Source organism: Halopenitus salinus (assembly GCF_042662125.1).
In the GTDB taxonomy this organism is placed as follows: domain Archaea; phylum Halobacteriota; class Halobacteria; order Halobacteriales; family Haloferacaceae; genus Halopenitus; species Halopenitus salinus.
In genome coordinates this window covers 25,997-50,569 of sequence record NZ_JBHSXL010000013.1, presented here as the reverse complement: position 1 = coordinate 50,569, position 24,573 = coordinate 25,997, and the positions used below count along the sequence as shown (strand labels likewise).

27 protein-coding genes are annotated in these 24,573 nt (G+C 68.3%); 18 read left to right on the top strand and 9 right to left on the bottom strand.

The window, feature by feature from the left end; genetic code table 11:
• Nucleotides 1–198 precede the first annotated feature (198 nt).
• Complete coding sequence (locus ACFQE9_RS14640) at nt 199–432, bottom strand: DUF7543 family protein (protein ID WP_379746344.1); 234 nt, start codon at nt 430–432, stop codon at nt 199–201.
• Nucleotides 433–555: 123 nt separating this feature from the next.
• Between ACFQE9_RS14640 and ACFQE9_RS14635 the strand changes: the two genes are divergently transcribed.
• Nucleotides 556–1,689 carry a M24 family metallopeptidase gene (locus ACFQE9_RS14635; RefSeq protein WP_379746341.1) on the top strand — a complete coding sequence of 378 codons (1,134 nt, stop codon included), beginning with the start codon at nt 556–558 and terminating at the stop codon, nt 1,687–1,689.
• Nucleotides 1,690–1,740: 51 nt separating this feature from the next.
• On the opposite strand, the gene ACFQE9_RS14630 is transcribed toward ACFQE9_RS14635, so the two are convergent.
• Together ACFQE9_RS14630 and ACFQE9_RS14625 are read right to left on the bottom strand one after the other, a co-directional pair.
• Entirely contained in the window at nt 1,741–2,466 is a 726-nt protein-coding gene (locus ACFQE9_RS14630) for a ribosome assembly factor SBDS (RefSeq protein ID WP_379746338.1), read from the bottom strand.
• Nucleotides 2,467–2,651: 185 nt separating this feature from the next.
• Nucleotides 2,652–3,059, bottom strand: coding sequence for a winged helix-turn-helix transcriptional regulator (locus tag ACFQE9_RS14625; protein ID WP_379746350.1), 408 nt, complete (start codon nt 3,057–3,059; stop codon nt 2,652–2,654).
• A gap of 114 nt (nt 3,060–3,173) precedes the next feature.
• On the opposite strand from ACFQE9_RS14625, the gene ACFQE9_RS14620 reads away from it, so the two are divergent.
• From ACFQE9_RS14620 to ACFQE9_RS14595, 6 genes are all read left to right on the top strand, one after another.
• Nucleotides 3,174–3,620, top strand: a complete 447-nt coding sequence (locus ACFQE9_RS14620) for a DoxX family protein (RefSeq protein ID WP_379746335.1) — start codon at nt 3,174–3,176, stop codon at nt 3,618–3,620.
• Between the two features lie 125 nt (nt 3,621–3,745).
• A complete protein-coding gene (locus ACFQE9_RS14615) occupies nt 3,746–4,228 on the top strand; it encodes a VOC family protein (protein ID WP_379746332.1) in 483 nt (160 codons plus the stop codon).
• On the top strand, nt 4,225–4,848 hold the full coding sequence (locus ACFQE9_RS14610) for a flavin reductase family protein (protein WP_379746329.1): 624 nt from the start codon (nt 4,225–4,227) through the stop codon (nt 4,846–4,848). The genes ACFQE9_RS14615 and ACFQE9_RS14610 overlap by 4 nt, the downstream gene beginning before the upstream one ends.
• 95 nt (nt 4,849–4,943) lie before the next feature.
• Nucleotides 4,944–7,166 carry a NosD domain-containing protein gene (locus tag ACFQE9_RS14605; protein ID WP_379746326.1) on the top strand — a complete coding sequence of 741 codons (2,223 nt, stop codon included), beginning with the start codon at nt 4,944–4,946 and terminating at the stop codon, nt 7,164–7,166.
• The gene (locus tag ACFQE9_RS14600; protein WP_379746323.1) at nt 7,163–7,951 is read left to right on the top strand and encodes an ABC transporter ATP-binding protein; all 789 of its coding nucleotides are present in this window, start codon (nt 7,163–7,165) and stop codon (nt 7,949–7,951) included. Before ACFQE9_RS14605 ends, ACFQE9_RS14600 begins: the two co-directional genes overlap by 4 nt.
• The gene (locus tag ACFQE9_RS14595; protein WP_379746320.1) at nt 7,948–8,817 is read left to right on the top strand and encodes a copper ABC transporter permease; all 870 of its coding nucleotides are present in this window, start codon (nt 7,948–7,950) and stop codon (nt 8,815–8,817) included. Before ACFQE9_RS14600 ends, ACFQE9_RS14595 begins: the two co-directional genes overlap by 4 nt.
• A 30-nt stretch (nt 8,818–8,847) precedes the next feature.
• On the opposite strand, the gene ACFQE9_RS14590 is transcribed toward ACFQE9_RS14595, so the two are convergent.
• On the bottom strand, nt 8,848–9,348 hold the full coding sequence (locus tag ACFQE9_RS14590; protein WP_379746317.1) for a winged helix-turn-helix transcriptional regulator: 501 nt from the start codon (nt 9,346–9,348) through the stop codon (nt 8,848–8,850).
• 142 nt (nt 9,349–9,490) lie between these two features.
• Between ACFQE9_RS14590 and ACFQE9_RS14585 the strand changes: the two genes are divergently transcribed.
• Together ACFQE9_RS14585 and ACFQE9_RS14580 are read left to right on the top strand one after the other, a co-directional pair.
• On the top strand, nt 9,491–9,820 hold the full coding sequence (locus tag ACFQE9_RS14585) for a DUF7471 family protein (protein WP_379746314.1): 330 nt from the start codon (nt 9,491–9,493) through the stop codon (nt 9,818–9,820).
• A gap of 112 nt (nt 9,821–9,932) precedes the next feature.
• A complete protein-coding gene (locus tag ACFQE9_RS14580) occupies nt 9,933–10,634 on the top strand; it encodes an SCO family protein (RefSeq protein ID WP_379746311.1) in 702 nt (233 codons plus the stop codon).
• Nucleotides 10,635–10,669: 35 nt separating this feature from the next.
• On the opposite strand, the gene ACFQE9_RS14575 is transcribed toward ACFQE9_RS14580, so the two are convergent.
• Together ACFQE9_RS14575 and ACFQE9_RS14570 are read right to left on the bottom strand one after the other, a co-directional pair.
• Nucleotides 10,670–11,503 carry a sulfite exporter TauE/SafE family protein gene (locus tag ACFQE9_RS14575; RefSeq protein WP_379746308.1) on the bottom strand — a complete coding sequence of 278 codons (834 nt, stop codon included), beginning with the start codon at nt 11,501–11,503 and terminating at the stop codon, nt 10,670–10,672.
• Nucleotides 11,500–12,084: a nitrous oxide reductase accessory protein NosL gene (locus ACFQE9_RS14570; RefSeq protein ID WP_379746304.1), complete on the bottom strand. Its 585-nt coding sequence runs from the start codon at nt 12,082–12,084 to the stop codon at nt 11,500–11,502. Before ACFQE9_RS14570 ends, ACFQE9_RS14575 begins: the two co-directional genes overlap by 4 nt.
• Nucleotides 12,085–12,238: 154 nt before the next feature.
• Here ACFQE9_RS14570 and ACFQE9_RS14565 point away from each other — a divergent pair, with 154 nt between their 5' ends.
• The 3 genes from ACFQE9_RS14565 to ACFQE9_RS14555 are packed head-to-tail and all read left to right on the top strand — an operon-like array spanning nt 12,239 to nt 16,231.
• The gene (locus ACFQE9_RS14565; protein ID WP_379746301.1) at nt 12,239–13,321 is read left to right on the top strand and encodes an ABC transporter ATP-binding protein; all 1,083 of its coding nucleotides are present in this window, start codon (nt 12,239–12,241) and stop codon (nt 13,319–13,321) included.
• Nucleotides 13,318–15,189 carry a PrsW family intramembrane metalloprotease gene (locus ACFQE9_RS14560; RefSeq protein ID WP_379746298.1) on the top strand — a complete coding sequence of 624 codons (1,872 nt, stop codon included), beginning with the start codon at nt 13,318–13,320 and terminating at the stop codon, nt 15,187–15,189. The genes ACFQE9_RS14565 and ACFQE9_RS14560 overlap by 4 nt, the downstream gene beginning before the upstream one ends.
• The gene (locus tag ACFQE9_RS14555; protein ID WP_379746295.1) at nt 15,182–16,231 is read left to right on the top strand and encodes an ABC transporter permease; all 1,050 of its coding nucleotides are present in this window, start codon (nt 15,182–15,184) and stop codon (nt 16,229–16,231) included. The genes ACFQE9_RS14560 and ACFQE9_RS14555 overlap by 8 nt, the downstream gene beginning before the upstream one ends.
• A 43-nt stretch (nt 16,232–16,274) precedes the next feature.
• Here the strand turns inward: ACFQE9_RS14555 and ACFQE9_RS14550 are convergent, their stop codons facing one another.
• Nucleotides 16,275–17,159: a DUF2797 domain-containing protein gene (locus tag ACFQE9_RS14550; RefSeq protein ID WP_379746292.1), complete on the bottom strand. Its 885-nt coding sequence runs from the start codon at nt 17,157–17,159 to the stop codon at nt 16,275–16,277.
• 60 nt (nt 17,160–17,219) lie between these two features.
• Entirely contained in the window at nt 17,220–18,170 is a 951-nt protein-coding gene (locus tag ACFQE9_RS14545; RefSeq protein ID WP_379746289.1) for an NAD-dependent epimerase/dehydratase family protein, read from the bottom strand.
• 81 nt (nt 18,171–18,251) lie between these two features.
• Here ACFQE9_RS14545 and ACFQE9_RS14540 point away from each other — a divergent pair, with 81 nt between their 5' ends.
• The gene (locus ACFQE9_RS14540) at nt 18,252–18,815 is read left to right on the top strand and encodes a tRNA (cytidine(56)-2'-O)-methyltransferase (RefSeq protein ID WP_379746286.1); all 564 of its coding nucleotides are present in this window, start codon (nt 18,252–18,254) and stop codon (nt 18,813–18,815) included.
• Between the two features lie 12 nt (nt 18,816–18,827).
• Here ACFQE9_RS14540 and ACFQE9_RS14535 read toward each other — a convergent pair whose 3' ends face one another.
• Entirely contained in the window at nt 18,828–19,991 is a 1,164-nt protein-coding gene (locus ACFQE9_RS14535; protein ID WP_379746283.1) for a M48 family metalloprotease, read from the bottom strand.
• Nucleotides 19,992–20,100: 109 nt separating this feature from the next.
• On the opposite strand from ACFQE9_RS14535, the gene ACFQE9_RS14530 reads away from it, so the two are divergent.
• The 5 genes from ACFQE9_RS14530 to ACFQE9_RS14510 all read left to right on the top strand — a co-directional run bounded on the left by ACFQE9_RS14530 (nt 20,101) and on the right by ACFQE9_RS14510 (nt 24,530).
• The gene (locus ACFQE9_RS14530) at nt 20,101–20,625 is read left to right on the top strand and encodes a transcription factor (protein WP_379746280.1); all 525 of its coding nucleotides are present in this window, start codon (nt 20,101–20,103) and stop codon (nt 20,623–20,625) included.
• A complete protein-coding gene (locus ACFQE9_RS14525; RefSeq protein WP_379746277.1) occupies nt 20,625–21,353 on the top strand; it encodes a DUF2110 family protein in 729 nt (242 codons plus the stop codon). Before ACFQE9_RS14530 ends, ACFQE9_RS14525 begins: the two co-directional genes overlap by 1 nt.
• Nucleotides 21,354–21,388: 35 nt before the next feature.
• Nucleotides 21,389–22,198, top strand: a complete 810-nt coding sequence (locus ACFQE9_RS14520; RefSeq protein WP_379746274.1) for a DUF5803 family protein — start codon at nt 21,389–21,391, stop codon at nt 22,196–22,198.
• Nucleotides 22,199–22,345: 147 nt separating this feature from the next.
• Nucleotides 22,346–23,047 (top strand): competence/damage-inducible protein A, encoded by a 702-nt coding sequence (locus tag ACFQE9_RS14515; protein ID WP_379746272.1) that lies wholly within the window; start codon nt 22,346–22,348, stop codon nt 23,045–23,047.
• A gap of 313 nt (nt 23,048–23,360) precedes the next feature.
• Complete coding sequence (locus ACFQE9_RS14510) at nt 23,361–24,530, top strand: mandelate racemase/muconate lactonizing enzyme family protein (protein ID WP_379746269.1); 1,170 nt, start codon at nt 23,361–23,363, stop codon at nt 24,528–24,530.
• The last annotated feature ends 43 nt before the right edge of the window (nt 24,531–24,573 follow it).

Genomic DNA, 24,573 nt, shown 5'->3' with positions numbered 1-24,573 from the left:
CGACGTACCTCCATCCGTACTTCAGATGTAAGTCTATGTTTTTATATTAGTAACGATTCAGAGAGGGGAGTCGGTGAGCCATCGAGCGTAGTTACTGTAGTACCGTGTCGGTTTCCTCTCCGACCTCAAGGAGCGAGCGTAGCGAGCGAGTAGGTCGGAGGCTCCACCTTGAATTACGCTGATCGCCGCCTCTCGCGTTCACTCCTCGAGTGCGAACTCCGAGCGCCACCGATCGACGTGTTCGTCGGCGTCCCCCTCCGACTCGACGGTCTTCCGCCGGTACGTGCGGCCCTCGGGAGCCTGCTCGAGGACGTCGATCCGAACGACGTAGCCGTCCCCGCCGCCGCGGCGTCGCCTTCGAATCGTCGCGAGCCCGTCACGGCGTTCCCACTCGATCAATCCCTCCTCGTCGCGTCGAACGCTCCAGGTCATGGTCGTCGATGGCGGCGCGGGTCTAAACAACCTTCGAGGGCGAATCCGGGCGTCCGCCACGGCGTCATGGTGTGAGATCGCTGCGACCGTACGGTATTTGTCCCTCCGGCGACGTCCCTCGGTATGTCCGGCTCGACCGATCCGTTCGACCGGAAGGCGCTCGATCGACGCGTCGCCGCGGTGCGCGAGCGGCTCGCCGACGATGCGGCGGACGGCGTTGTCTGTTTCCCGAGCTCGAATCTCCGGTATCTCACCGGCATCGCGGAGACGCCCGGGGAGCGCCACTTCCTGTATCTCCTCCCCATCGAGGGCGACCCGGCGCTCCTCGTTCCCGAGCTGTCGGCCGCGGACGTTCGCGGGACGGCTCCGGATACGGAGGTGCGATCCTGGAGCGACGAGGACGACCCCGTCCCGGCCGTTCGCCGGTTGCTCGTCGATCGCGGCGTCCGTGAGGGACGGCTCCTCGTCGACGACACGATGTGGGCTCGCTTCACCCAGGATCTGCGTACGGCCGCCCCCGAGGCCGAGTGGGGGCTCGCGAGCGAGGTCCTCGACGACGTGCGCGTTCGCAAGGACGACGCGGAGATCGCCGCGATCGAACGCGCCTCGGGGATCGCCGATTCGGTCCTCGCGGACCTCCGTGATCTCGGGTCCGACGTGGTCGGGATGACCGAGGCGGAGCTCGCCGAGCTGATCGACGATCGACTCTCCGAGCGCGGCGGGGAGGCGCCGGCCTTCGAGACGATCGTCGCCTCGGGAGCAAACGGGGCGAAGCCCCACCACCACCGCGGCGACCGACCGATCGAGGAGGGGGACCCGGTGGTTCTCGATTTCGGCACGCGCGTCGACGGCTATCCCTCGGATCAGACGCGCACGCTCGTCTTCGACGGCGAGCCGGACGACCGGTTTCGCGAGGTCCATCGGATCGTCCGGCGCGCACAGCGGGCGGGCGTCGAAGCGGTCGAACCCGGCGTGTCCGCCTCGGCGGTCGATGAGGCCGCCCGCTCGGTCATCGAGTCCGCGGGCTACGGCGAGGCGTTCGTCCACCGCACCGGTCACGGGGTCGGCCTCGACGTACACGAGGAGCCGTACGCCGTCGCCGGGAACGATCGGATCCTCGAACCCGGGATGGTCCTCTCGGTCGAACCCGGCGTCTATCTCGAGGGGGAGTTCGGGATCCGGATCGAGGATCTCGTCGTCGTCACGGCGGACGGCGCGCGGCGGCTCAACCGGACCGACCGCGGCTGGTCGTGTTGAACGCGGGGCGTGTCCCTCCCGTTCGGCGTGTTCCCCCCCGTTCTGGCCGTCTCACCGCGTGCTCAGCTCGTCCTTGTCCTTTATGACCTGCGTCTCCGCCTCCCCGGAGGAGACCTCGTTGGCCAGGTCGTAGAAGTCGTTTTGCAGCCCCGCGGGGAAGGTCACGACCCCGACCCACGATCCGTCGTTTTGCCACTCCTCGCGCTCGAGGTCGCCGAACTCGCGGATCTTGGCCTGTCCGGATCCGGCGTGTTCGGGGGGCAGCTGGACCGCGACCGTGATCTCCTCGAACCGGATCGGGATCACCGGACGAAGCGCCTCGAGCGCGTCGTCGACCTGGTTCTCCACCGGCTCCATCGGATCGACGGTGAATCCGGCCTCCTCGAGGGCGCGGTCGATGCGCTCCGGCGGGTGCGGCGAGTCGTCCATCTGCGGGTTCACGGCGTTTCGCGCGATGGTGTTTATGAGGTTCTTTCGCTTCCGCTCTTGCATCTCCCGGCGTTGGTCCGCCGTGATCTGTATCTCGCCGCGTTCGATGACCTCCGGGATGATCTCGAGCGGCTCGGTCGTCCCGAAGACCTCCTCCAGGGCCGTCTCGGCCGGTCGATCCCCCCGGGAGGCGTTCTCGAAGACGTCCTCGGCCGCGATGACGTCCTCGAGATCGCCCTCGAACTCGCCGCGTTTGATCGCCAACGCCGCGTCCGGGTCCACGAGCACCTCGAAGCGCTCGCCGTGGGATTCCAGCCGAGCCGTCACGGCATCCTCGAGCGATATCATGGTGGTCGCTACCGTCCCTGCCCTAAAAAGTCTCCCGCGTGCCATCGACACGCACACGTCGCGTGTCCCGCCCCCATGTCGCGTGTTGCACGCCGCAGTCGCCGGCTCCGATCCCGGGGGTGGCGTCCTCTTATCGGCATTCAACGCCGGCACGACGTCGCCGCGACGCCGGCGCTTCGACGTCGCTACCTCGTCGGCGTTTCGCCGTTCCCGTCCGTCTCCGCGTTCGCGCCGTCGCAGGCCGCCAGCCACTCGTTCGCCCAGCGCTCGATCTCGTCGAAGACGGGACAGAGCGACTGTCCCTTCGAGGAGAGGCTGTAGTAGGTCGCGACCGGCGCGTCCTCCTCGAGGCGGCGGTCGACGAACCCCATCTCCTGGAGGTCGTCGAGCACCCGTGAGAGCGTTCGCGAGTTGGCCTCGGTCGCCCGCTTCAGCTCGTTGAACCGCGATTCGCCGTTTTGTAGCTCGTGGAGCACGACCAGCCGCCACTTCGAGCCGATCTGTTCGAGCGAGTCGACGACGGGGCAGGCGTCCGGGTTCGCGGCTGCCGCCTCGTCCATCTCCGCTTTCGCTCCGTTCGCGTCCGATTCCATCCCGTCCGCCTCCCGGTCCGCCGTGATCGGATCAGATGATGACATCGATGTTACCTGGTAGTGGTGTCGTCCGGGAACGACTATAAGAGTTCGGTTCGTACAGCAGGTTACACGATGATACCAGAAATCACGACGATACCGTTACAGTTCGACGCCCCGCTCGCCGGCGAGATCTTCTTGATCGCGCGGGTGCTCTTCGGCGGCCTGATGGTCTTCATGGGGATCAACCACTTCCTCGACGCCGAGAGCATGGCGGGCTACGCCGAGATGAAGGGCGTCCCCGCGCCCTCGCTCTCGGTGGTGCTTTCCGGCGGACTGCTCGTCGTCGCCGGCGCCGGAATCGCCCTCGGCGCGTACCCCGTTCTCGCGGCCGGAGCGCTCGTCGTCTTCCTGCTCGTGACGACGCCCGTGATGCACGACTTCTGGGCGGTCCCCGAGGATCAAAAACAGTCCGAGATGACGAGCTTCCTCAAGAACGTCCAGCTGATCGCCGCCTCGCTGGCCTTCCTCGGCCTCGCAGCGGTCGAGTGGCCCTACGCCGTCGGCGTCGGGTTCCTGTAAGGCCGTAGGCGCCCGGGGCGATCGGACGGATCGCTTCACCGTTGCTGCACGAATCGCTTCACCGTTGCTGCACGAATCGCTTCACCACCACCGCAGTTATCCCACATCGAGTCCATTCATACCCCATGACCGACGCGCCACCCACCACCGGCCTGCATCACGTGACGAACATCTGTACCGACATGGACGAGACCGTCGAGTTCTACGAGGACGTGCTCGGCTGGCACACGGTAAAGCGCACGCAGAACTACGACGACCCCGGGACCAAACACTACTACTTCTCGCCGACGCCGGCGGGCGAGCCCGGAACCAACGTGACCTACTTCGAGTATCCGAACTCCCGTGGCGCCCCCGGGCCGGGCGCGAGCCACCACTTCGCGTTCGGCGTCGAGGACGAGGAGACGCTCGAGGCCTGGCGGGACCACCTCCGCGAGCGGGGCGTTCGCGTCTCCGAGATCAAGGACCGAACCTACTTCAAGAGCATCTACTTCAGCGATCCCGACGGCCTCGTCTTCGAGCTGGCCACGAGCGGCCCCGGCTTCGGCGTCGACGAGGAGACGCCGGGCGAATCGGAGATCGATCCCTTCGAGCAAGGACACGAGGAGTGACGGGGACGAATCCGCGATCGGATCCGGACCGGCGCGTCCGCGGCGGCGAGCCCGACGCGTTCGGATCCCCGTACCGACTGCTCTCGGGAGCCGTCGTTCCCCGACCGATCGCGTGGGTCTCCTCGCGCGGCCCGGCGGGCGAGAACCTCGCGCCCTACAGCTTCTTCACCGTCGCGGCCGTCGATCCCCCGACGCTGCTCTTCGCGCCCGTCGCGACGCCCGACGCGCCGAAGGACTCGCTCGCGAACGCGATCGAGACCGAGGCGTTCGCCGTGAACGTCGTGACCGAGGACCTCCTCGAGGCCGCGAACGAGTCCGCCGCGACCCTCCCGTCCGAGGAGAGCGAGTTCGAGCGCGCGGACGTCACGTCGATCGACTGCGACCGCGTCGACGCCCCGCGGGTCGAGGAGGCCGCCGTGACGTTCGAGTGCGAGCTTCGCGAGACGGTCGAGGTCGGCGGTTCCACGCTCGTCCTCGGCGAGGTCGTCTACGCCCACGTCGACGAGGCAGTCACGACAGAGGGGAAGATCGACGTCACGAAGCTCGACGCCGTGGGGCGTCTGGCCGGAAACTGGTTCACCCGAACCGACGACCGGTTCGAACTCGAACGGCCGCCGTGACACGCGGGGTCTTTTCGATCGACGTCGGGTCGTTCACGGTGTCGTTCGAGGAATGAACCAGACGGCCTATATCGATCCCTCCCGTCCTTCCGGGCGTGGCGCGGATCGATCCATATCGTGATCGCTCACCCTCCATCGTCCGTCTCGGGTGGGTCCTCGTGGCGCTTCTCGTGGCGCTCGTCGCGTTCTCGTTCGTCGTCGACGTCGGGACCGCGGCACCGGACCCCGTCGCGTACGACCGGACCGCGGCGCTCGGCGTCTCCGCCGAGACGGACGCCACCATGGCCGGCGAACGGGAGATACCGAAAGCGCAGGTCTTCTACTCCCAGTTCCAGTACGTCGTCGGCTACGCGGGGATCGAGACGATGGTCTCGGACTTCGAGGACCCATCGACCGATCGACAGCTCGGCTATCCGATAGCGGCGTACGTCCAGACCTACGACGGCGCATCGCCGACGATCGACGGGAACGGCCACCTGACGGCGACCGGTTCCAAGGCGTGGACGCCCCCGAACGAGGCGGTCTACGTCGTCGACAGCGGGGCACGGAGCCCGGCCGGGGAAACGGTCGTCCCGTTCGAGCATCGCGAGGCGGCCGAGTCGTTCACGGCGGAGTACGGCGGATCGATCCTCACGTGGGCGGCGGTTCGCGACCGCTCCTTCGAGGTCGATACGGCGGCGACCGTTCGTCGGGAGGTGCCCGATCGGTGGCGCCGGGCGGACGAACGGATCGCCCGCGCGAGCCAGCGAACCGATCGACCGACGTCTGTCGTCGTCGGTCGGGAGGCGGATACGATCCAGGACGCGGTCGACCGCGCGGAACCGAACACGACGGTCGTCGTTCCCGAGGGCACCTACGAGGAGCGGATACGGATCGAGAAACCGATCACCCTCGCCGGCCGGGACGCCGCTCTCCGGGGGAACGGGACGGGATCGGTGATCACGGTCCGCTCGGAGAACGTCTCGATCACCGGCTTTCGGATCTCGGGGACCGGCAACCGAACGCGAAACGACGAGGCGATACGCCAACCCCCCGGCTCCGAGGACGACGATGACGGGGCGTGGGACGAACACATCCAGACCGGATACGGATACGGGGACGCCGGGATCGTGGCCGACGACTCGTCCGGACTCGTGGTCGCGAACACGGCGATCGAGGCCGACGCGAGCGGCGTCCTCCTCCGGAACGGATCCGATGCGGTGATCCGGAACGTTCGGGTGAACGGCACGGCCGGTTGGGAGAACGGATTCATGGGCGTCACCGCGTTGAACTCCCGGGTCACCGTCACGGAGAGTGCGTTCACCGGCGGCCGGGACGGGATCTACCTCCACCGCGCCGACGGCTCCGTGATCCGAAACAGCACGTTTCGCGACGATCGGTACGGCGTTCACCTGATGTACACGAGCGACGCGCTGATCGCCGACAACGCGTTTCGCGACCAGGAGTTCGGCGGGATCACCGTGATGACGCGTCCCGAGGGGAACGCCATCGTCGGGAACGACGTCCGCCGCACGCCGACCGCGATCCAGCCGTCGGGGATCCGAAGCTATGTCGGGTACAACACGCTCGTCGACAACGAGCTCGGACTGTCGACGAGCGCACGCGAGTCCGTCTACGAGTACAACGTGATCGCCGAAAACGAGATGGGCGCGCGATCGACGACCGTGATCCCCTCGAGTCTGATCGCCCGCAACGACTTCGTCGGCAACGATCGACACGCGTCCGCGGGGTCGGGACCGCTGCGGATCTGGGCGGACGGCGATCACGGGAACTACTGGGAGGGCGCATACGAATCGCCCGCCCGGTGGGGATCGAATCCGGGAGAGACGACCGACGGGACGCGATCGGCGACGCTCGATCGAGCGTATCGGCCGAGCTCGCCGGTCGACGCCGCCCTACACCGCGAGCCGGCCGCCACGACGCTCGCGGAGTCTCCCGCAGTCCGTGCGCTCTACGAGCTTCGGGGATCGGTCGCCGGGTCCCGGTCCGGAAGCGTGATCGATCCGGCGCCGGCTCGAACGCCACACTCGCCGGGCCGGATCGAGCGAGTGAACGACCCGGATGGTTCGAACGATACGGATGGTTCGAACGACACGGACGGTTTGAACGGCACGGATTGGTCCGACGACTTGACCGATCCGATCCACCCGGAGTGGCGTGAGGAACTGACGAACGCGTCAACCACGGATAGGGAAACGATGGACGACGGAAACGGCATGGTGACGATCGATGACGGAAAACGGCACGGCGACCGATACATGACGGAAAACGATGCGAGGACCGACATGACGGAAAACGGCACGGCGACCGATACATGACGGACGATCAACCGCACGTTCACAACGATCACCGCGATCAACTGTTCGTTCGGATCGAACGCGTCACGCGCACGTACGGCGGCGTCGCGGTGCTGAGCGACGTCTCGATCGACGTCGTCCCCGGCGTGACTGCCGTGATCGGGCCGAACGGCTCCGGCAAGTCGACGCTGCTTCGAACGATCGTCGGCGAGACCGCGCCGACCGAGGGGGCGATCCGGTATCGTGGCTCGGACGCGGCCCGTCCGATCGGCTACCTCCCGCAACGGGCGTCGTTTCGGGAATCCTTCACCGCCCGTGAGACGCTCGCGTTCTACGGGCGGCTGCTCGGTGAGGACCCGGATGCGTCCCTCGAACGCGTCGGGCTGTCCGACGCGGCCGATCGGTCGGTCGACGCGCTGTCCGGCGGAATGCGTCGACTGCTGGGCATCGCGCAGGCGACGATCGGCGATCCCCCCGTCCTCGTACTTGATGAACCCACGAGCGGCCTGGACCCCGGAATGCGCGAACGGGTATTCGAGCTGGCGGGGGAGTACGCGGACGCGGACACCGCGGTGGTCGTGAGCACCCACGACCTCGAACTGGTGGATCGATACGCGGATCGAGTGGTCGTTTTGCGACACGGCTCGGTGGCGGCCTCGGGAACGCTCCCGGAGTTGTACGCCGCACACGACGCCGACACTGCGGCCGACCTCTACCGCTCGATCGTCCACGGGGCGACCTCGGAGACCGAGCCGTCGACGGATCCGACCGAATCGATACACGTCACCGGGGTGTCGAACAGATGACGGGATCGCGAGCCCGCGTGATCGGGACGATCTTCCGCCGCGAGATCGCAACGATCCGTCGAACGCCCGGGTACTGGCTCCTGTCCTTCGGCCTCCTCGTCGTGCTCGCCGCGGTCCTCGCGGTCGGCGGGGGCGGCGAAACGGGGTTCGTTCCCGCGATCGTGGACCTGTTGCTCCCGACGGAAGTGCTCGTCCCCCTGGTCGCGGTCGTGCTCGGGTATCGTTCGTTACTGGCCGACGGCGACGAGCTGGCGATGATTCGGACCTATCCCGTCTCGATGCCCGAATACGTCTGTGGCGTCCTCCTCGCACGGGTCGCGGGGCTCGTCGCCATGCTGGCGCCGATCGCGCTTCTCGGGGGGTACGTCTGGCTCACCGCGAGCCCGGACACGGGCATTTACGCCATCCACACCGGCGTCGACTCGCCGGTCCTGTTCGTCCGCTTTCTCGCCCTCGTGGTTCTACTCGGGCTCTCCTACCTGTCGATGGCGATGGCCGTCGGGACGATCGCTGGAAGCCGACGCGGCGCCCTCGCGATCGCCGCTCTCGTTCTCGTCGGCGGCGTTCTCGGGGGCGATCTCGCGGTGATCGTGTCCCTCGGCGACGACGTCGGCGCCGGCGTGCTCTCGACTCGGGTCGCGATACCGCCAAACGGCGCCTTTCGCGGGCTCGTCTTCGAGCGCGTCATCGGAGTGGCTCTTCCTCCCGATTCCGGATTCGTCTCGCCCTTCCGGGCGATCGCAAGCCTGCTGGGCTGGACGGCGATCGGCGTCGGCGTCTCGACCGTCGCGATGACGTTCGGCGGGGCCGTCGGCGATCGCCTCGAACGGCTCCGGGGACGGATGGGATCGGTCCGCGACCGGTAGCCCTCTCGAACCACTTGACCCCCGTGCGATTCACAGGATGTCGTCGAGCGTGCGAACGAACCGATCGACGATCCGGTCGGGAAGCGAGGGCGAAACCACGTCCAACAGCTCCGCGGTTCGTTCCGGACGCGCGAGCGATGCCGTCATCGGCGACGTCGCCGATCGGTCGATGACGTCGTGCTCCTCCAGGGTCGAGAGGTGCCAGGAGATCGTGCTCTCGGCGAGATCGAGCTCGTTCGCGAGCGCGCCCGGTCGTTTCGGTCCGTCCGCGGCGAGTCGAACGATGATGCCACGCGCGGTCTCCCGCCGAAGGAACGCGATCGCCCGACGCTCCCACGGATCGAAGGAGGGATCGAAGTAGTGGGTCTTCCCGCCCACGGGCTCCTCGACGATCGACCCCTCACGCGTGAGCCGCCTGAGGTGGTACTGGACCTGGCCGGTCGCGAGATCGAGCTCCCGGCCGATCCGTCGAAAGTGCACTCCGGGCGTGGCGTGGACGTGCCGCCGGATCCGATCCCTGGTGTCGGACATTGATCGGTGTATCGTTCCTCCGGAGCGGTTAAACTCGTGGTGATGGTTTTCACCGAACGGGAACGCGGCGACCGCGGTCTCCCCTCGACACGACCGGTGTGTTTCTTATGCGGGCGCTCGTAGTGCCGACGTGACTCGCGTGATGCCGCCAGCGACCACCACGTGGGGCGTCGAGGCCGCCATCCCGATCCTCGGCGTCATCCTGCTCGCGTCGATCGGGACCGGGGTGCTCTTCCTCGTCAGCGTGGTCGCCTATCGCCGCCGTCGACGAGCCCAGTACGGACTGATCGCGGCCGCGATCGGCGCCCTCTGGGTCCGCTCGGTCGTCGGGGCCGGTACCGTTCTCGGCCTCGTTCCGATGCCCGCACACCACTTCATCAGCCACTCGCTCGACCTGCTGACCGCCGTTATCGTGCTCTATGCGGTCTACATGTACGCTCCGGGGTCGGTTGCGACCGCCGAGAATCGGTGATGGTGGTGGCCACCGAGACGCGACGGCGCGTCACGCGGTAACGCGTTCGAGTCGTGGTACGTTCGTCGAACGCACCAGATCACCTATGGACGGCTCGGACGCGATCCGTACCATGCGACGTCGGTCACTCCTGTGCGGAATGGCGACCGGAACGACCATCGCGACGGCCGGATGCCTCTCGTCGGTTTTCGACGACACCCCCGAGAACGTGGCGCTCGGCCCGCAGTCGGATCAGCGGGCCGAAAGCGAGGAGCTGGCCTATCCGGCCTACGGTCAACCCCTGCCCGCCTTCGAGCTGGCTGACCCGCTGGCCGACACGCCTATCGACGCCGGGAGTCTCGATCGGACCGCGATCGTCACGGCGTTCTTCGCGAGCTGTCCCGCCGAGTGCGGGATCCTCCTCCATCGGTTGGCGGACGTCCAGGCCACCGTCAACGAACGCGGGCTGACCGACTCGGTCGTGTTCCTTTCGATCACCTTCGATCCGGAACGGGACGACGCGGACGCGCTCCGTGAGAACGCTCGCCGGGTCGGCGCCGACCTGGACGCCGGGAACTGGCGTTACCTCCGCCCCGAGTCGCCGGCCGCCGCGGAACGCGTCGTGGAGGACCGGCTCGGGATCGGGTTCGAGCGCGACACGAACAGCTCCCGCGTCGCCGGCTACGACTTCACGCACTCCGTTGTCACCCTGCTCGTCAATCCACACGGGATCGTCGAACGGGCGTACCGCGGCGAGACGGTCGACCGCGATCGCGTCGCCACCGACGTGGAGACCGTCGTCGAGGCGACCGATGGCGGATCCGGCGGCGAGTAGACTGCCGGCGAACCGATCGGCGGGACGACCGGCGCTCAGTGAGCCATGCCCGGCCCCTCGAGGGGGTTCCAGAACGGGAACATCGGGTGGGGGACGTGGATCCCGACGGCCATCAATCCGTGTGCGAAGAGCACGTATCCGAGCAGCACGAAGGCCACGCCGAGCACGCGGTGGAGAATCCGTCTCCTCCGGACGCCCAGTCCCTGAATCACCGTTCCGTAGGCGAACACGGCCGGAATCGTTCCGACGCCGAGTGCGGCGAGCGCGATTCCGCCGGCCGCCGGGGAGCCGCTCGCGAACGCGTACAGGTAGGCCGGATAGAGGATCGGACACGGCAACAGCCCGTGGATCGCGCCGAGGAGGACGATCCCGGGGCCGCCCGCGAGGCCGTCGACCCAGTTCGTCAGGACGCCGGTGACCCGTTTTACGCCGGGGAGATGGATCCCGACCGAGGCGCGCCCCACGACGTAGTACATCCCGATCACGGCGACGAACACGCCGATACAGATCCCGATGACGCCTCGAACGAGACTCGCGGCCGCGGTGATCTCGCCGATGCCGAGGAACACCGCGCCCCCGAGCGCGCCCATGGTGACGCCGAGGAGTGTGTAGCTCACCGTTCGTCCGAGATTGAACAGCGCGTGTTGTCGCACCTCGTAGGGCGTGAGGTGACCGCTTCTGACGTTCGATCCCGTGACCGTCGCGCCGCCGTCCGCTTTCGTGGCGCCGTCCGTTTGTGGTGTCTTCGACATTCGCTCCGCATAGACCGTGATCAACGGTCCGCACATCCCGATGCAGTGGGCCCCGCCCAACAGCCCGATCGTGAGGAACAACGCCACGTCGATGCCGAGGACGGACGCGACGCTCATTCGTCTTCCCGCAGGCCCTGCACGAGCGTCCGATCGATGTCGTCGAAGCCGATCGTCCGCCCGCCGTGGTCGTCGACGAACGACGCGGCCTCGTCATCGTCGGAGAACGGATGGAGACCGGGTCCCATCCCGCCCCGCACGTCGCTTTCCACCACGTACGTGAGGGTCCTCGCGTCGGCAAACGTCTCGGCGGCGGTCGGGGAGGGCATCGTCGGTCCCGCGTCCCGTTCCTCGATCGTCCAGTCCACGGCCGAGAAGTCGGTCACGTAGACGACCTCCGCCTCCCATCCGCGATCGAGTCGATCGAAGTGGAACGGAAAGAGGCTGAACACGAGCGTGTGGAACCAGAACGGCCCGTCCTCGCGGCCCTGGGGGGCGTGTTCGGCATAGTAGATCTGCCCGTTCGCGCCCCCGTGTGGGCCGATCTCCATTCCGTGATCGTCGTCGAACTTTCCCCCCGAGAGATCAACCGGTTCTGGTGATTCGTCCTCCGATCCGACGGGCAGTCGGTCGAGGCACCCCGCCGTCGCCGCGGCCGCGCCGATCGTCGCCGATCCCGTGAGTACCGTCCGGCGGTTCATCATCACTACCGGCTTCGTACCTGGCATAAATCCCTGTTCTGGTGCGACCGTCGAACGGTGCTGGTCCGCGACGTTAGCGGACGCGAAACCGAGCGCGGGGGACGACGACCCGTCCGGGGCGGGCATTTATGGGGATCTGCGCTCACCCTCGGGTATGATCGAGGTGTCGGGGCTCCACAAGGCGTACGGCGACTTCGCCGCCGTCGTCGACAGCTCCTTCGAGGTGGGCGACGGCGAGGTCTTCGGCGTGGTGGGGCCGAACGGGGCCGGCAAGACGACGACGCTGAAGACGCTCGCCGGCCTCATCGAACCGACGAGCGGCACGGTTCGGGTCGCGGGTTACGACGCCGCCGACCCCGAGATGCGGCGACGGCTCGGCTTTCTCCCCGAGGAGTCCCCGCTCTATGAGGACATGACGGCGCTTTCGTACCTCCGCTTCTTCGCCGACCTCTATGACGTCCCCCGATCGGTCGCCGACGATCGCATCGAGGACGCGCTCGATCGGCTGGACCTCGAGCACCGACGTCGACGTCTCGGCGACGTCTCCAAGGGGATGAAACGGAAGGTCGCGATCGCCCGTTCGCTCGTGAACGACCCCGAGGTGTTGATCTACGACGAGCCCGCCTCCGGACTCGATCCCGTCACCACCGACTCCGTGCTCGCGTTCGTCCGCGAGCTCCGCGAGGCCGGCAAGACGGTCGTCCTCTCCGCGCACAACCTCCACCACGTCGAGTCGGTCTGTGACCGGGTCGCGGTCATGGACGAGGGCGAGATCGCCGCCCGCGGGACGGTCGCGGAACTGCGCGAGGAGCACGGGACCGTGGAGTACGTCGTGTTCACCACGATCGACCCCGCAAACGTCGATCCGAGACTTCCGGACGCGGAGCGGTCCAGTCGCGGAGGATCGGAGGTCGATGACGCCACGCCGGAGGGGTCCACGGGCGGCGCTCGCCGATATCGAACGCGAGTCTCGTCGATGGCCGACGTCGATCGGATCCGCGAGGCTATCGCAGACGCCGGCGGCGAGGTCGTCGACATTCGGACCGACGAGCCCACCCTCGAGTCGGTCTTCCTCTCCATCGTCGACCGGCCAATGGCGAGCCGGTACGGCAGAACCCCGGGATCCAACTCGGCGACGGTCGATGGATCAGGTGGGGATGGACCGGGCGAGAGTGGACCAAGTGGACATGGATCTGGTGAGGGTAGGCCGGACGAGGATGAACCGGGTGAGCCGTGATCCCGCGTCGACGACTTCGCCGGATCGCTCGGATCGCCCGCTGGGAGACGACCCGGACCGCCGGCGGGATCGACCGTCGCACGGCCGCGATCGGGATCGTCGTGTTGGTCGTCGCGGGCGGGGTCGGCGCCGCGACGCTGTCGGCCGGCGTCGGCGGTGTCGCGCTTGACAGCGACGTCTATCGGGTCGGCGTGGCTCCCGACTCGCCGTATCACGACGCCGTCGAGGCCGATCCGGCGCTCGATCCACGTCCCCCGGATGCCGGCACCCTCGGCGAGGAACTCGACGTGATCGTGGTCGACACCGAGGACGGCGTTCGCCTCCACGCGAGCCGAACGCGGAAGGGCGACGCCGCGGCCGCGACGGTTCGCGAGGCCGTCCGCGCGTACAACGAACGGCTGATGGCGGCGGAGTCCGACCGGGCCGCCGCCTATCCCGTGAGCGTCACGCTCCGATACGGCTCGCGGCCCGACGCGGACGAGCCCATGGCGATCGAGACCGGAGGGAACGGCGGAAGCGACGGAACCAGTAGAACCGACGGGACCGGCAGCCGGGGTGGCGGAGACGGAGCCGGTGACGGGGGAAGCGGAACGAACGGCGATGGCGGCGGAACCGACGATTCGAACGCAGTCGATGGCTCGCAGGGCGACGCCTCCGGCGTTCCGAACGTCGGGACGAACGCCCTCTTCGGCAGTCAGTCCGGGTCGCCGGCGTCCATCTCGCCGCCGTTCCCGTTCGCCTCGCTGCTCCTCGCGTTCGCGTTCCTCGTGCCGTTCAACTTCCTCATCCAGGCGTACGGCTCCGCCATCCTCGACGAGCGGGTCAACCGCCGCGGGGAGCTGCTCCTCGTCTCTCCGGCGACCCGCGGGGAGATCGTCGCCGGAAAGTCACTGCCGTACCTCCTCGCCGCGGTGATCGTGACCGCCGGCATCGCGGCGGTCGTCGGGGGCGGGGCGACCACCGTGCTCTCGGTCGTGCCCGTGGCGTTCGTGTTTCTCGCCGCCACGTTCCTCGCCGCGATGTTCGCGCGGTCGTTCAAGGAGCTCACCTTCCTGACCGTCGCCATCTCCGTGTTCCTCACGACCTACGTCTTCGTCCCCGCCATCTTCACGAACGTGACGCCGATCGCCGCCATCTCCCCGCTGACCCTCGTGGTCCGCGACCTCCAGGGTACCGCGGTCACCGTCGGGGAGTACCTCTTTGCGACCGGCCCGTTCTATCTGACCGGCACCCTCTGTTTCGTCCTCGGCGCGGGGACCTATCGTGAGGAGGACATGTTCTCCCAAAAACGCGTTCCCGCGAAGTTCCTCGACGCTCTCTCCGTGCGCCTCTCCGGGCTTCGGTCGATGGTGATCCTCGTCGCGTGTACGATCCCGTTCGTCTTTCTCGCGGAGTTGCTCGCCGTCGCCGTCCTCTTCGCGCTTCCGGTCGCCGTCTCCGTGCCCATCCTCCTCGTCGCCGTCGCGTTCATCGAGGAGATCGCGAAGAGCGTCCCCGTCTACGCCGGGTTCGTCTCCGGGACCTTCGAGCGGTCGACTCGAAGCGCGCTCGCCGTGGGCGCCGCCTCCGGGCTCGGCTTCTTCCTCGGCGAGAAGCTCACGGCGGTCGTTCAGGTCGTCGGCCTCTCGGAGCTCGTTCTCGGGCGTGCGGCGTTTACGCCCTCGGGCGTGCTGCCCGCCGGCTCGCCCGGGTTCGTCGCGCTCGTCGCGCTCGGCCTCTTTCTCGCGCCGCTCGTTCTCCACGTCGTCGCCACGTCGATCGCCGCGTTGGGCGCGCGACGCGGCCGTTCGCAGTACGCGATCGCCCTCGCGATCGCCACCCTCGTCCACGCGGCGTACAACCTCTCGGTGGTGAGCCTCCATGGGTAGCAGGGCGACGATCGCGAGACGGGAGCTGGCCGGGCTGCGCGCGGAGAAGACGATCGTCCTCGCGCTCGCGATCCAGCTCTTCATCGCCGCGTTCTCCTCGTTCCTCGTCGTCGGGCTCGTCTCGATGTACGATCCGGGGGAGCTCGGCGGCGCGGAGGTGGACGTCGCGGTCACCGGCGAGGCGGTCGACCGGATGGAGGCCGCGGCCGCGGAGGTCCCAGGCGTCCGGACGCGAACCTACGAGGACGCCGGAACCGCCCACGACGCCTTCGACGCGCGGGTTGTCGACGCCGTTCTGGAGACCGACCGACGGGAGGGTCGGATACACGTCGACGCCACGGTCCCCGACTCCGACGTCCGGACGACGGTGGTCGTCGTCCAGCTTCGGGAGGTGCTTCGAACCCTCGAGGCGAGCGAACGCGACCGTCGCGTCGACGATCTGGAGTCCCGACCCCTCGACGTTCCCGATCGGATCGGATCGAGCCCGTACTACGGCTTCACATACACCGTGCTCGTCCCGCTTCTGGTCTTCCTGCCGGTGTTCATCTCCGGCTCGCTCGCGGTCGATTCGGTCACGGAGGAGATCGACCGGGGGACGATGGAGTTGCTCCGGGTCGCGCCCGTCACGATCGCGGAGATCCTCGACGGGAAGGCGCTCACGGCGGTGGGCATCGTCCCAGCCCAGGTGGCCGCCTGGCTCGCGCTGTTGTGGTTCAACGGGACGCCGGTGGCGAACGTCGGGTGGCTGCTCGTTCTCGCGACCGCCGTCGCCGCCGTCGTCGTCGAGCTCGCGGTCGCCGTCGCGCTGCTCGTTCCCGACCGTCGGGGAGCACAGCTGCTCTACTCCGTCGGCGTGCTCGCCGTCTTCGCCGGCAGCTCGCTCGCGGACGGCGGCCCGGTGAACGCCGCCGCCCGGCTCGCGATCGACAGCGCCGACCTCGGCGTGTATCTGGTCGTCGTCGGGGCCGTCGCGCTCGCGTGCGTCTCGGTCGCCGTCGTCCGGCTCACCCTCGATCGATGCTCGCCGGCCGCGCTCGGATGAGAGGACGAAACGCGGTCTTCGAACGATCGTGTTCGGGAGATCGTCACGTATCGAACGCGCCGAGGCTCGACTGGATGTCACGCGTCGACCGTCCGGCCACCAACTCGTGGCCGACCAGATCGCGCAGGTCGATCGCGTAGGTCGATCCATCGCGCTCGAGGACGAGCAGGCGTCCCTTCGTTCCCAGGACTTGCCCCGACGCCATCGTCTCGGACATCGGGCGCTCGGCGAGGTCCAGTCCGTAGTCGAAGGCGAACCGGCGATCCGGGTCGAAGCGTTCGAGGAGATCGCTCCAGGCCGCCTCGTCGATCGACGCCGCGATCCCGGCCCGCTTGTCGGCGACGCGAACCCGATCGACGAGCCCGTCGATCTCGCCCGCGAGTTCCGCCTCGATCTCGCGGGCGATCCGGCCGTTCTCGACCGTCCGGATCCGGACGCCTCGGTCGGCCCCCTGCTCCTCGAGGCGCGTCGCGAGCCGCCACGAGCGCGTCACGCCGACCTTGAACCGGTCGGGGGCGAACGCGGCGAGGTAGACCGCGTGCTCCTCGTGACAGTCCATCTCCGCCTTCAGGCAGGTCCCCGTACAGCGCGCACAGACCCAGACGTCCTCGTGGGAGGGACAGCGGGGCGCCCGGTCGGCCGAACACGAGATGTGGCGTCCGTCGTGGATCGTTCCCGCACACCGGCGCTCGCCGAGCGAGTAGTCGAGGTCCGTCCCGGGCGCGAGATCGATGCGCTCGACCGGAGGTGATGGCTCGTCCTCGTCGCCTCCGCCGCCCTCGTCGCCTCCGCCGCCCTCGTCGCTTCCGCCGCCCTCGTCGCTTCCGCCGTCCTCGCCGCCCGTCCCGTCGTGGCGGGCCACGAGCAGTCCCGCCGGTCGAGAGCCCTCGTCCCCGCCGACGCCCGTGTCGTATCCGACGACCTGCACGTATGGAGAAAGGGGTCGTGATCGCTTATGAATGTTGCACGGCCGGGTGGCCGTGTGTCCCTATTCGGCCGCGTGCTCGGGAGCGATCTCCGCGATCAGCTCGCGGGTCGCCCGTCGGACCGATTCGTCGCTCGAGCCCGACGGCTCCCAGCCGAGCGCCGAGAGCTTCTCGATCGACAGCCGCATCTTCGGGACGTCGCCGGTCCATCCCCGGTCGCCGCCGGTGTACTCGTAGTCCGGGTCGAGGCCCATCTCCTCGCTTACGATGTCCGCGATCCGCGTCACCGACGTCGTGGTCCGGGTTCCGAGGTTGTAGACGTTGAACGCGTCGTCGGCGTGTTCGACGACGTGGCGGATCGCGTCGACGCACCCGCTCACGTGGAGGTACGACTTCTCCTGGCGGCCGTCGCCGAGGATGGTGAGCGTCCCCGGGTCCGCCTGAAGCTTCTCGATGAAGTCCGGCACGACGTTGCCCCGCTGGTGGGGGCCGACGATGTTCGCGAACCGGAAGTTCCAGACGGTCATCCCGTAGGAGTGAGCGTACGTCGACAACAGCGCCTCGTCGGCCAGCTTCGAGGAGCCGTAGATGGAGATCGGCGCGAGGGGCGCGTAGTCCTCCGGCGTCGGCCGGGGGGCCTCCCCGTAGACCGTCGAGGAGGAGGTGAAGGCGATCGCGTCGACGCCCACCTCGGACATCCGCTCGAGGACGTTGTAGGTCATCTCCGTGTTCTCCTCGAAGAGCGTCCGGTCGTCGTCGTAGTTCGTGTCGGTGTAGGCCGCAAAGTGGAAGACGACGTCGATCTCAGCCGTGAGCGCCTCCGCCAGGTCGTCCGTGTCGGTGACGTCGCCGCGGACGAACTCGACGCCCTCCGGGATCCGGTCGCGGTCGCCCTTCGAGAGGTCGTCGATGACCCGCACGGTTTCGGCCTCGCCGAGAAGCTCGCTCGCCAGATGGCTGCCGACCAGCCCCGCCCCGCCCGTGATCAGCACGTTCGCGTCCGAGAGGTCCATGCTCGACCTCCCGGTTCGCACCGCAAGTGCGTTCCGGTCCGTGACGAAAGCCACTACCCGTCCGGCGGCGAACTTCGGTCCATGCAGGAGACACGCGAGGTCGCGGTCCTCCGGTTCGGACACCGGCCGGGCCGTGACGACCGCATGACGACCCACGTCGGGCTCACGGCGCGGGCGCTCGGGGCCGACCGGGTCGTCCTCCCCGACAACGCCGGCCAGTCGGCCGAGACCGTCCGGGACATCACCGACCGCTTCGGCGGCCCCTTCGAGGTCGAACTCCGGGAGGACCAGGCCTCGTTCGTCCGCGAGTGGGACGGCGCGATCGCCCACCTCACCATGTACGGCGAGCCGGTCCAGACGGTGGAAACGGACGTTCGAGATGCCCACGCCGACGCCCCGCTGCTCGTCGTGGTCGGCGGCGAGAAGGTCCCCTGGGAGCTGTACGAACACGCGACGTTCAACGTCGCCGTGACCAACCAGCCGCACTCGGAGGTCGCGGGGCTCGCCGTGTTCCTCGACCGCCTCTTCGAGGGTCGAGAGCTCGATCGCGAGTGGGCCGACGCCGACCGCATCGTCCGTCCGGAGGCGCGCGGCAAGACGGTCGTCGACGCCTCGGAGATCGCGGATGAGGGAGAAACGGAGTAGCGGCGGACCCGTTCACACCGGCCGCTTCGATCGAAGTTTGGCGATCCTGACGCGGAGCCCGCCGCGACCCCTGCCCCGCATCCGACGGCTCTCTATCTCCCCCATCGGAACCACGGCGAGGCGATCGATCTCGGGAGCCCACTCCCGGTGGCCGCTCGCGTCCCGTGCGTACTCGAGCGCGTCGGCGAGCTCGTCCGCCCGTCCACGGCTCGCGACCGCACGATCGGCCGCCACGCGTCCCCGACCGACGAGGAGCCGGTCGCCGACCGCAAGCAGCAGCCACCACGGCGTGACGGCGACGAGCAGTACCGCCCCGGAGAGGGCGTATACGACCCACGGTATCGATCGATCGCCGCCGCCATCGTCGCCGAACGCCAGCGGGCGATCGTCCCCGCCGGAGGGCCGGTGCGACAGGAGGCCGCTCGCGAGCAGCCGGATCGCCTCGACCAGAAGCGCCGCGGGAAGCAGCGCCGTCGTGAGCCGCGCGTTCCGTGAATCCGCCCGCGCCAGTGCGTGCAGGACCATCGCCTCGAAGGCCGGATCGTCGAGTTCGGACAGCCGCGAGGGGACGACGAGCGTCGTTCCCGTCCGCGTCGTCGCGACGCCGAGGGTGACGGCCGAGCGCCGAACGACTCGGACCGTCGGAGGGGGGTGGCCGTTCGAGCGTGCGGCCTCCGAAACCCGCTCTCGCAGACGTTCGGCTCCGTTCGCCTCCATCGGCGCCATCTCCGAGATCGCCCGATCGACGAGTGCGGGCCCAACCGCGTAGGACCCGATCAGGGCGACGCCCGCGGCGACCGGAACGGCGACCATCGCGTCGACCGGGACGAGACGGGCCACGAGCGCCGCGGGGACTGCCGCGAGCGTGATCGGGACGGCGGCGAGCAGGGCCGCGCCGACCAGCTCGGCGGGGGAGGGCGTTCCGCGATCGTCCCCGTCTCGTTCCCCGTCGGTTTCCACCCCCGCCGCATCGTTCCCGCTCGTTCCGGCTTTCGCGTTCGTTCCGGCTTTCGCGTTCGTTCCGGCTTTCGCGTTCGTTCCGTCGTTCACGTTCGCTCCGTCGTTCGTGTCCGCTTCGTCGTCCACGCTCGTTCCGTGGTTCGTGTCCGCCTGCGCGCCCACGCCGGCGCCACGCTCCGTGTCCGCTTGTCCGTCCGTGCTCGCGCCCTCGTCCATGCTCGTCGCCACGACCGGTTCTCACAAGAGTCTGGCGACGGACGGGGAATCCCTCGTGTCGATGACTGGTTCGAATGTTTTAAACGACCGCCGACCGGAGGAGACCCTAATGGCTTTTGAGGACCTGTTGAACGACCCCGTCATTCAAAAGTACCTACACGAGTTGGTCGGTCCGACAGGGATGCCGGTGGCCGCCGCGCCGCCGGAGGGCGAGGTGACGGACGAGGAGCTCGCCGAGGACCTCGGCTTGGAGCTCAACGACGTCCGTCGCGCGCTGTTCATTCTCTACGAGAACGACCTCGCCTCCTACCGCCGCGTTCGAGACGAGGACTCCGGGTGGCTCACCTATCTGTGGACCTTCGAGTACGAGAACATCCCGGAGAACCTCGAGGAGGAGATGTACGCGCTCCTCGACGCCCTGGAGGAACGCGAGGAGTACGAGCGCACCCACGAGTTCTACCTCTGTGAGGTGTGTTCGATCCGCTTCGAGTTCGGCGAGGCGATGGACCTCGGCTTCGAGTGTCCGGAGTGCGGCTCGCCCATCGAGTCGATGGACAACGACCGGCTCGTCGAGTCCATGGAGCGACGGCTCGACGATCTGCGAGACGAACTCAACGTGGACGTGACCCGCTGATGGTCGTCCTCGCGACCAAGTGTTACGTCGAGGGCGACGCCCGAGAGCGCTCGCTCGACGGGATGGGATCGCTCGTCGAGAACGCGGTCGGCGACCTCCACGTCGAGTGGCAGGTCGGCGTGCGCGCCGACGGGTTCGTGCAGGTCGATCTCACCGGCGAGGACGCCGCTGTCGCACGCAACGCCCTCGCCGAGGAGTGGGGCGAGATCGTCGCCCACGACGAGGGGTTCGAGCCCGGCGAGGAGTACGTTGGAACGCTCGAGTCGTGGGACGCGGACGGATTCGTCCTCGACGCGGGCGAGGACGTTCGGATCCCCGCCGATCGCCTCGGCCTCGGCACGGGAACGCCCGAACAGGTCGTCGAACGATTCGGCCTGGTGCAACACCTCCCGATGCAGTTCGTCTACGCGGATCCGGGAGGCGGCGAGGCCGACGGGAACGGTACCGGCGACGGATCGAACTCGTCGGCGACCTCCCGGCTCGCCGACGCCGAACGCGACCGACTCTACGAGTGGCAGCGTGGCCCCGGCCGCCTCAACGTGAACTCCGCGACCCGCGGGGAGGTTCGCGCCACGATCAACCGCGCCGGCCACGCCCGCGACATCGTCACCGTGGAGCGGCTCGGCCTCCTCGAACAGAGCGTCATCTGTCGGGAGGAGACCGACCCGCCGGGGTTGCTCGCGGCGATCGGATCGTACCTGCCGGCCGAGATGCGGTGTGTCGTCTGATCGAGAGAACCACCTCCAAACGCACACAGTTACACGTGAATCGACGGTTTCTGCTCGCGCTCGCCACGGTCGCTCTCCTCGCGGCGAGCGCCGGCTGTCTCGGATACGTCACCGGCGGCGGCGAGATCTCCAACGAGACGCTCGACGCGGAGCCCCCGGGCGACTACGAGTGGGACACGGAGGCGGACGTCCGCATCGAGTTCCGCTCCGGCGGGACGTATCTCACGGTCAGCAACGTTACCGACCGCGAGGAGCTCCGCCTCTACGACGAGACCGGCTACGGGATCGAGGAGCCGCTCGAGTTTCGGGCGTTCCGGTACCGATACGCGAACGGCACCGTGATCAACGGCTCGCAGTTCCGCGAGCGCGGCGGCGAGATCGAACAGACGCCCGACGAGGTCTGGGTGCGGTTCGGCGAGGAGATGGCCGACGGGCAGATCGCCTACGCCGGCGACGGCTCGCCGCGGCGATTCCTGGCGCGGACCTACGTGGACGGCTCCTACGAGGTCGTCCTGCCGGAGGGATACACCACCGAGTTCTGGCTGTTCGGACACGGCTCGCCGCGGGGCTACGAGGTCGAGGAGACGGCCGACGGACGCGAGCGCCTCGTCTGGGAGGAGGTCACGTCCGGAGCCGTCGTCGTGCAGGCCTACCGCGAGCGCGACCTCCCGATCTTCGTCGGGATCCTCGTGATCGCGACCGGGATCGGGACGGCCGGCTACCTCTACTTCAAACGCCAGCTCGAGGAGCTTCGCGAGACCCGCCGGGAGATGGGCCTCGACGTCGAGGAGGAGGACGAAGCCGACGACTTCCGCGACGACGGGCCGCCGCCGGGAATGCGGTGACCGGAGCGGGCGTCGATTCGGAACCACGATCCTCGATACGGCATCACGACTGTCGATTCCGGACACGATCGTCCACCCTGGACACGCGCCTCGGTCCGTGATCGCGACAGCGACGGGATTTTGAGCCCGCCACGCCAACGGGTCGCCATGCGAGTCGCGATCGTCACCGTCGGGGACGAGCTGCTTTCGGGGGACATCGAGAACACGAACGCCACCTGGCTGTGTGCTCGCCTCTCCGATCGGGGCGTCGACGTCGCACGCGTGACGACGATCTCCGACGACGTGGCGACGATCGCGAGAGTCGTCAACGAGTACCGCGCCGAGTACGACGCCGTGATCGTCACCGGCGGACTGGGACCGACCCACGACGACGTCACGATGGAGGCCGTCGCGGCCGCCTTCGGCCGCTCGCTCGCGCAGGATCCCGAGGCGGTGGAGTGGCTCGAAAGCGAGGGAGGATACAGCGCCGCGGACCTGACCGACGGGACCGCCGACCTGCCGTCCGGCGCACGCATGATCCCGAACGAGGAGGGCGTGGCGCCGGGCGCGGCCCTCGAGAGCGTCTACGTGCTTCCGGGCGTCCCCGACGAGATGAAGGCGATGTTCGAGCGGATCGAATCGGCGTTCGACGGGACCCCGAAATACACGACGACGGTCGAGGCCGACGAGCCGGAAAGCGCCCTCGTCGACCGGCTTATCGAGCTTCGCGATCGGTTCGGAGTGACGGTCGGGTCTTATCCGGGAGGGACCGTTCGGGTGAAGATCACGGCCGACTCGCCCTCCGTCGCCGAGGAGGCGGCGGCGTGGCTCGCCGACCGGGTGACCCATCCGGAATCCGCCGGCGAGTAGTGTTCCTCGCCGACGAACGGCGACTGACTATCGGGGCGGAACGGGCCTACCGATAGAGGTACGCGAGCCAGACGGCGACGAGAAGCAGGCTCACGAGCAGGACGGCGGTCGCGGTCTCCGGGATCGCCAGCGTGGGCGACTCGCTTGCAAGCGGGATCATGTCCGCCGGTTGTCCGGGGTCCTTCTTAAGCGTTCAGCCTTCGGATGCGTCCACCCCGACGTCTCGGACGCTCCGGACGCGACCGTCCGTCCCCGCTCGACGCTTCGGCCGGAACGCTTTTCGAGCGTCCGCTTGACGAGCGGTGTGAGAACGATGACCACGATCCGATCCGTCGAGACGCGACACTGCGACGCGGGATGGCGAAACTACCACTTCGTCCGCGTGACGACCGACGACGGCCTGGTGGGCTGGAGCGAGTTCGACGAGAACCTCGGCGCCACGGGCATCACCACGGTCGTCGAGGACCTCGCGCCGATCGTGGTCGGCGAGTCGGTGAGCGACATCGAGCGCGTTCGCGCCCGTCTCATCCCGGAGGTGCGACAGTCCTACACCGGCGTCGGGGCGATGGCGCTCGGCGCCATCGAGAACGCGCTGCTCGACGCGAAGGCGAAATCGCTCGGCGTCCCCTGCGTCGACCTCCTCGGCGGGGCGGTCCGCGAGGAGATCCCCGTCTACTGGTCCCACTGTGGCACCTACCGCATCACCCGGCCGGAGTGGTACGAGCCGGTGGAGACCCTCGAGGACGTCGTCGAGATGGGACGCGAGGTGCGCGACAGCCAGTTTTCGGCCCTCAAGACCAACCTCTTCGACTTCCGCGGCGAGGAGCCGACCGGCTGGGCGCCGGGATTCGGCCGGCCGTTTCACCCCTCTCTCACCGTCGAGGACGATCAGCTCGAGGCACAGCGGGAGTACCTCGAGGCGCTCCGGGAGGGCGCCGGCCCCGACGTCGACATCCTCCTCGATCTCAACTACAACATGAAGCCCGAGGGGTACATCCGAACCCTGCAGGCGCTTTCGGACGTCGACCTGTTCTGGGTCGAGATCGACTCCCCGAACGCGGCGGCGCTCGCGGACGTTCGGCGTGAGAGTCCCCATCCCATCAGCTCCGGAGAGGCGCTCGTCCCCCACGAGGCGTTCGTGCCCTTCCTGCGCGAGCAGGCGATGGACGTCGTCATCATCGACGCCCTCTGGAACGGCGTCCAACAGACCACGAAGATCGCCTCCATGATCGACGCCCACCAGCTGCACGTGGCGCCGCACAACTACTACGGCCACCTCGGGACGTTCATGAACGCCCACTGGGCGGCGGCCGTGCCCAACCTCCGCACCATGGAGACCGATATCGAGCGGCTGCCCTGGGACGACGATCTGTTCACCAGGACGCCCGAATACCGCGACGGGAACCTGCAACTCCCCGACGAACCCGGATGGGGCTGTGAGCCCGACGAGGCGGCGCTCGAGGAACATCCGCCGACCGAGTGAGAGCGACCCGAGGGCGCCAGGGTCACCGCTTTTGGCCACGCAC